This window comes from Caballeronia pedi (assembly GCF_001544915.2).
Classification (GTDB): domain Bacteria; phylum Pseudomonadota; class Gammaproteobacteria; order Burkholderiales; family Burkholderiaceae; genus Caballeronia; species Caballeronia pedi.
This window is the reverse complement of the sequence record NZ_FCOE02000109.1, coordinates 1-1,368: the sequence shown is the minus strand read 5'-3', so window position 1 is coordinate 1,368 and position 1,368 is coordinate 1. Positions and strand designations below refer to the sequence as shown.

General features: G+C 63.7%; 1 protein-coding gene. It reads right to left on the bottom strand.

The genetic code is table 11. The features are described 5' to 3' along the window. Window positions 1-1,368, bottom strand: a 1,368-nt coding sequence (locus tag AWB80_RS42720) for a condensation domain-containing protein (RefSeq protein WP_244207071.1), incomplete at both ends; no start/stop codon positions are given.

Genomic DNA, 1,368 nt, shown 5'->3' with positions numbered 1-1,368 from the left:
ATCGCCGAAGACCAATGCGATGTCATCGGGATAAGCCGCTGCGTGACGTTCGAAGCCACGAAACACCGGTTCCGCGTGCGCATAACGCTGCGTGTTGCGGCTCCAGCCATCGATTTCATTGCGCTCCGCTTGGCTCAGCAGCGGAACTGCGCTGACAAGCTCCGTGCCCTCTGCAATCGCACGAACCATCGACTGATAATGCTCGGCCATGCGTACGATCGTGTCCGCTTCGAACAACTCTCTTGCATAACTCAGTTCGAGCGACAACGCGCCGTCGCTTTCCTCGCGCGTATCGAGCAGCAGTTCGAACTGCGCCATCTCCGCCGGCAGCACATACGGTTCGATTGCCAGTGACGGCAGGCCCTGCAACACGCGCCAGTCGCGTCGCTGATGGTTGAACATCACCTGGAATAGCGGCGTATGCGCGAGGCTGCGCTCGGGGCGCAGCGCATCGATCAGTGCGTCGAAGGGCAAATCCTGATGCGCTTGCGCGCCCAGTGCCGCTTCACGCACTTGCGCGAGCAACGCCTCCGTGTGCGTGGAAGCATCGATACGGCTTTGCAGCACCTGCGTGTTCACGAAAAACCCGATCAGCCCTTCCGTCTCCACCCGATGCCGGTTCGCCACCGGCACGCCCGTGCGCACCGTTTGTTGTCCGGCATAGCGATACAGCAGCGCATGGAACGCCGCGAGCAGCACCATAAAGGGCGTCATCGCGCTTTGTTGCGCCTTCGAGCGTACCGCTTCGGCAAGCGCGGCGGGCAGGCTCACGCGATAGCGCCCCGCGTGATACGACGCCTGCGCCGGACGCGGCGCATCGGTCGGTAGCGCGAGCACCGGATGTTCATCGCCGAGCGTGGCGCGCCAGTAGTTCAGTTGCCGATCGCGCTCGCCTGCGTCGAGCCAGTCGCGTTGCCATGCGGCATAGTCGGCGTATTGCACGGGCAATGCCGCGAGCTTCGATGCCTCGCCCAGCGTCTGCGCACGATAGTGCGATACCAGTTCATCGAGCAGCACATGCACCGACCAGCCATCCGAGACGATGTGATGCATCGACAGTGCGAGCAGATGTTCGTCTTCACCGGTGCTGTAAAGCGCGATGCGCAATAGCGGACCGTCGCGCAGATCGAAAGGCTCGGCGGCGAACGCGCGTGCGATGGCGTCGGCATCGGCTTGCGCAACCGTCGTTTCACGCCAATTCAGCGCGCCCTGAGGATCGATCCATTGTTCGACGCGCCCGCTCTCATCGGCAGCGAAGCGCGTGCGCAGCGTCTCGTGCCGCGCGACGATCGCTTCGAAGCTCGCGCGCAATGCGGCGCGATCCACCGGCCCGCGCAAGCGCAAGCCACCCGCGACGTGATACGCGCT